Origin of the sequence: uncultured Salinicola sp. (assembly GCF_937921195.1) — a bacterium.
GTDB lineage: Bacteria > Pseudomonadota > Gammaproteobacteria > Pseudomonadales > Halomonadaceae > Salinicola.
In genome coordinates, this window is sequence record NZ_CALFQK010000142.1 from 1 (window position 1) to 6,019 (window position 6,019).

Below are 6,019 nucleotides of genomic sequence, written 5' to 3' on the forward strand. Positions count from 1 at the left end.
ACTGACGACCCCGAAGCCCCCCATGATCTTCTGATTGTCGGCGCTCAGCGTCTGCCCCAGCCGCCTGGCTCGCGCTGACTCGGTCAACTTGCGCATGCCGTCCCAGATCGAGAGCATACCGCTTGCCACACTCAGCAGACCGCTCCCCAGCTTCCAGGTATCGCCGTTAATGATTCTGCTCAACGCTCCTTCGGTACCGGGACCCATGCTGGCAACCCGAATCGCCTGATACCCCTCGGCAGCTCCCATGCCTGCGCTAAGTAAACTGACACCTGAACTAAACAACCGGTTCCAGTCGGCACCGCTGTTTGTATCGCCCGGAACCTCTAGGCGAACTATTCTAAGTGAGGCACCCAACGACTGCCGGATCGAGTCCGGAGCGTGGAATCGTCGTTGTCACGACAACACCGTTCCCTTCTACCGGAGCGAAGATGATTCAATAAAAAACCCATGGCAAATGCCATGGGTCTTAATTCTAAAGTCACACACCACAATCTTGGCAAAACAACAATCTCAATTGGCGCGACGGATAAAACCACCGCCCACCTGAACGTTGTTCTCTTTCTGCCATTCCTGGGATTGGCGAATAGCTTCGTCAATCTGCTCTTGGTTCATTTCCTTGGCAACGCGCTGTTTTCCTTCCACACCGGCAGATCCGCTAAGGCCGTAATACTTATAGGCTTGCACTAGGTCTTTATCAGTACCAACACCTTTTTCATAAAACTCCGCCAACTTTAAAAACTGCACAAATTGAGAGTTGCCATATTTAGCTGTAGCGGCCCTCTTCTTCCACTCGAAAGACTTTTTTTCATCTCGCGGAACACCATCGCCACCATAAATCATAGAGAGATTAGCAGCTGAAAGTTGATCTCCATTTACCGCAGCCTTTTCAAACCAAAAAATAGATTTCTCAATATCTTTATCGAACACACTCTGCAACACATCCCCTTTGTAAGCAAGCCCGAGAGTTCTTTGCGATTTTATGTAACCATTTTCTCCGGACTTCAAAACAAAATCTCGAACCTTGGCAAGATCTTTATCTACACCCAACCCTTTGTAATACATCGTGGAAAGTGCGTAGCCAGCATCAAAAACATCATCGCACCAGGCACGATGCAACAAAGAAAAAGCTTTTTTATAATCAGATTGAACGCCCCAAGCCGCATCTCCACTCAGATATATCATCCCCATCATATATTCAGCCGATGGCACCCCCTCTTCAACCTGATTTTCAAGCTCGACCCTACTAGTTTTTGAATAAGCAGCATTCAAGCTATCACCAGTTGGATCGGGAAACAGAACCTCACCAACAGCAGTTAGCGGAACAAACAACAAGAACACAAGAAAGAAAAAATGCTTTTTAAACACTGTCAAACTCCATTTTGAAAACATCGTGAACATTCGCCCCGACAGTGCGAGAGGAATTAAAACTCACGTCCAGAACAACTTCATCGGCAAGAAGATCTTTAGCAAAAATCCTGTTCACCTCCAAAGAGTACCCCTTTTCACTAGACGTAATAACAGGGCGCCCATCAACCCCCTCTTCAAAATCAATATCAGCGGTCTCTCTATCTACCACAGGAGCTCTGGCATCGGCAAGCTTAACAAGCTTATGACTATACAGCTCTCTATTACCGTCAGCACAAAAAAGAGAAAACGCAACCTCGAACCTATTCAACCGAGGAAAACTTAATTTCAACTCTACTTCTCTGTCTACACTAGGCCCTGGCCCAAGATGATTCACCTCTCTCCAAGACAGCTGCACCAATACCCCCTGAAACACCATCTCCAGCGAGCTTTGCTCCGACGCCATATCGTCGAACGGCAGGACCTGCATATTTTCTCGTTCGGATGGCTTACCGAGAATGCTGCGGTTCACCCACATCTGCACCGCCGGAGACACCATGGCCACGAACCAGTAGCCGACCAGCAACGTTATGATGCCGATGAACAGACCCGCGACGATCCCCATGCCAAAGCTGATGCTCGCGCCGATCACGATGATCGAGGCTATACCGGCCATAGCCCCGACGCCCCCGACGATCATTCCATAATGGCCGCTAAGACTCTGACCTGTCTTGCTGGCCTCGCTGGCTTCCGTCAGCTTTTTCATGCCATCCCAGATGGAGATCAAGCCGCCTGCCGTCCCCAGCACGTCGCCAAGGAATGCCCATTTGCCACCGCTGATCGCCGAGCCTTCCGTCGACAGGCCAAGACTCGCCATTCGAATCTTATGGTAGCCCTCGATCCCCGCCATTGCGCCACTCGCGACGCTGACGCCAGAGCCGATGATTTTGCTCCAATCGGCCCCCTCTTCTTCATTGATGAAGGCGCCCTCCTGCAGTGAGACGATAAGGCTCCACAAGACCAAACAGGCACCGGCGATCTGTCCGCCTCCCTTCTTGGCACTGAGCAGGGTGTTCCCGACATCCCGGGCATTCTGCGCGAGATCACTACGGCGCTGCAGCTCATCCTCCGACGTGTAGCTTTCCGGCAGCACGATCTGTTCCCCACGCTCTTGCGTCACCGCCTCGATATCCAAGTAGGCAGGCAAGGTGATGCGTACCGTTCTGCTGCTGTCGGCCATCGGGGCGGAGAAGTTGCCAACCATGCCGTCCAGGGACTTTATCGCCTGGCTAGTATCCGCTCCCTGATTTTTCTGGTCGGAGCTGGCTTTCGAGACCGCTTGTAGCCATTGGTGAAGCTCGGAGAGCTTGATGTCCCGCTCGACCAGTGTCATCGCGGGTTGCTTACCGGCCATGGCATCCGGGTCAGCCATGGAAGCCAACTGGTAGTAGCGAACGAATCGCCCGAGCGTCGGCTTGTAGTCCGGCGCGGGGACACCGGCTGCTCGGTACAGCACAAGCGAAGCGATGGAGTTGCCGACCGTCGCCGCCAGAAGATCCTGTATCGGGCGCCAGCGATTGATGATCTGGTCACTCGTCGGCGCGCGCCCGTCAGGCTTTTGAGTGCGTTCACGTACCTGCTGAAAGCGCTCGCCCCACTCTTTTAGCGTCTGCGTCGATAGCTGTGACCCAGCGGGCAAGCGACCTAGACTTTGCCGGGCCTGCGCGATCATTTCGGCGTCATTGGCAAAGAGCGCCACCAGTAGCGGCGATTCACTCGACTCGAGGTCGTCGGCCAATAGCTTCCATAAGCCACCACTGGAAGGCGACATGATGCCGCCACGCAGTGCATTGCCTATCAGGCCACTGAGCCCCAGTCCGGTCCAGTAGTCGGATTGGCTGTAACGGCCAATCACGGCGGGTAAACCATGCCTTGCCCAGATGGCATAGTCATCGTCGAATACGGCGGCCAGACTCTGACAATGTGCCGTATTCTCTTCGTAATCGGCTTTGAAGCGGTCGAGAGCATCAGAGTCGTAAAGCTCATCGAGCTGGTCGGCGTGCCTATCCGCCGCTCGCTGGGCTTCGGATTTGAGATTTTGGAGCAGAAACCGCTTGTGCTGAAGCTCGTTTTCTAGAAAAGGAGTCTGCCGTTGCATTTCGGCTTGTCTGGCGATCGCCGGATCACTGCTAGCCACCCGGCGATCGAGTTCAGCCTGCTCTTGCTCCAGTTGCGCTATCCGCTCTGTGAGCCGCTGTCTCTCTCCACGCAGCTCCTCAGCTTCGCGCTGCTGATCACGCAGAAAGTCGTCCTTTTCCGTCTCAGCTTCGCGCACGGCCCGATTCAACTGACCTAGACGCCGCTGGTGCTGGGCACGCTCTCGAGGAGAGGCGTTTTCTCGGGAATACTCCTCCTCCTGAAAGGCATCCCGCTCGGCACGCGCCTTATCGATTTTGTCACTCAGTGACTGCTCCTGACTCGCCACGTAGTTACGCGCGAAGTTCTTCTTGAAGGCATCGATGGCCTGCATGCAGAGCAGCTTGCGACGACGCACATTGTGTATCTGCGCCTCGTCGTCCTCTTCCTCCTTGTTGTAGAAGAACTCTTCGACGCTGGCCAACGCCTGATGCCGATAGGCGTTCAACTCATCGATGATGCCGATCTCGTCCTTGACCGCGAGAATGAGCCCCTTGCCCTGGTATTCACTGCCGGCGTGGTCGAGCCGGCGCTGCATGGCGCCCCTAAGCTCGCGGGGTTTATATAGCGGTCGCGCCGGGCCACTGGACCAGAACTGTTCGTCCAGGCTCTCTGCCGCCGCGCTGTATTCGGCGACTTTTTCCAACTCATCCGTACCGAAGGCAAACGGTTGCTGCTGCCCTCCGACCCAACCCGGAATATTCACCTGCTGCATGTGGGCGTTACGCCAGCCCGCGTCTTTCCCGATCATGCGGATATGGGCTTCGGGCCAGGGGTGTTCGCTGAATGCGTAGTAGAGCGTGCCCGAGTCCTCGGGAAACGGCAGGGTAACGAGGGAGGCGTCCAGGACATCGCCGGGATTGGTCTTGCAGCGATCCGGGAACTTGATGTCGTCCAGCGCGGGCGACTGTAGTACGGGGAACTGATAGTACTTACCATCGCTGGTGATCGCGTAGGCGTACCAGTGCTGGCCGTTGGGGTTGTCCTGATCGTAGAAGTAGAGATACCCCTGACGCAGCTGGCGCAGAATGTATTTGTTGACCTGGCTGCCGGTGCTCTGCGTAATCTCCGCCTTGACCTCGTCGGGCACGCTCCTACCCTGCTCTTCGCCCCCGACCAGAGTCTTGTCCAGCAGGATGTCGGTGAACTCCTGGATTCTCGAGGGATCGAGCTCCGGAATATCGCCGTTGCGGCCGTTACGCTGACACACGGCATAGCGCACGGGAAGGATCGGTAGTCCCTTGCGTTCACAGAACTGGCAGCGCCCGCTTTCCTGGCCCGCCGTCTCATTTTCCGCTGCGTAAGCGCTCACTTGAGATGGTGCCGTCATACTATGTCATCTCCCCCATGTCCGATATCGCTTCCCAGTCAGCGTCGGAAAGCTGATTCGACAATCCAATGTAATTCAACCGTCCGCCCAGGCGGCCCAGCAGCGCCTGCATGATCGGGTGGCGATGAAAATCGATCCGCGTGGTCAGCCCGTGAAGGACGAAGGTGGCCACGTCGGATCGGTCCCGCAGACCGGCGCAGTGCGCGGCGACGAGCAAGGCGTTGACGCTTTCCGCGGGGGCTTTCGACAGGCCCGCCGAGCCAGGGAGCGTGCGATAGAGTTCCCGGCAGCGGTTGATCTGGCCGATACGCTGAATGGCATGCCACTGCTCGGCGCTTAGTTTCAGGCCACCCAGCCGGCGCACCTCCCCGTGCGGATCGAGACAGCGCAGATGCAGCTCAGTGTCGAGATAAGCCCAGCGGTCGACGGGACCCAAAAGCGCCGAGAGCTGCCAGGGCTCGAGGATCCGCGGTAGGTGTTCCAGCACCCTAGGATCGTAGAAGCGCAGCAGGGCAGGCTTCCCTTCCGGCGTCATCTGCTTGAGCTGACGACTGAGGTAAGTGGCGATGCTGGTGCTCGCATGGCGCGAGATCAGCCAACCACAGAGCGGCACGGGACCGAGCAGGCCAGCGCCACGCTCGGCACGCTGCCGCTCCAGTTGCGATGCCAGCTGCGCGGACCGGTTTTGGCCTATCCGTTCGAGATAGAGACGCTGGGCCGGGGTCTGGGCCAGCAACGGGTGACGAATCAGCGACGCCTGCTTGCGCGCCTCGTCGCTCAGCACCCAATCGGGCGCCTCCGAAGGGTCCACCAGGCGGTACAGACGCCCTTCCCTGGCGGCCTCGCTGGCTTCGGTCATCCATGCCTCTTCGCTCATGCTGCCCATCGCTAGCTTTCCACGCTACCGTCACCGCTGCTTGCCGCAGCCTGACTCTTGCTCGCACAGAGCACATCTTCGCCTTCCGGCAGCTCGGGCATGGACGCGTTCAGACTCGCCGGCCCCCCAAAACTCTTCGTCGCGCCCTTGACGGTAACCTTGCCTGGCGCATGCAGCTCGATATCGCCGCCCTTGATACGCACATAGGCCCCGACGCTGACCAGCAGAATCTCCTCGGCGGCGGCGAAGTCGATCTTGTCTTCCGTCGA

Annotated in this window: 5 protein-coding genes; all 5 read right to left on the reverse strand. The window is 56.9% G+C overall.

Annotation, left to right across the window (positions count from 1 at the left end; translation table 11 throughout):
- The coding region (locus tag Q0602_RS15330; protein WP_298845136.1) for a hypothetical protein at positions 1-183 on the reverse strand (183 nt) is incomplete at its 3' end.
- Positions 184-513: 330 nt separating this feature from the next.
- Complete coding sequence (locus Q0602_RS15335) at positions 514-1,392, reverse strand: tetratricopeptide repeat protein (protein ID WP_298845138.1); 879 nt, start codon at positions 1,390-1,392, stop codon at positions 514-516.
- The gene (locus Q0602_RS15340; protein ID WP_298845141.1) at positions 1,361-4,873 is read right to left on the reverse strand and encodes a T6SS effector BTH_I2691 family protein; all 3,513 of its coding nucleotides are present in this window, start codon (positions 4,871-4,873) and stop codon (positions 1,361-1,363) included. The genes Q0602_RS15335 and Q0602_RS15340 overlap by 32 nt, the downstream gene beginning before the upstream one ends.
- A gap of 1 nt (position 4,874) precedes the next feature.
- Positions 4,875-5,759, reverse strand: coding sequence for a DUF4123 domain-containing protein (locus Q0602_RS15345; protein WP_298845144.1), 885 nt, complete (start codon positions 5,757-5,759; stop codon positions 4,875-4,877).
- 2 nt (positions 5,760-5,761) lie between these two features.
- Positions 5,762-6,019, reverse strand: a 258-nt coding sequence (locus Q0602_RS15350) for a DUF2345 domain-containing protein (protein ID WP_298845147.1), incomplete at its 5' end; no start/stop codon positions are given.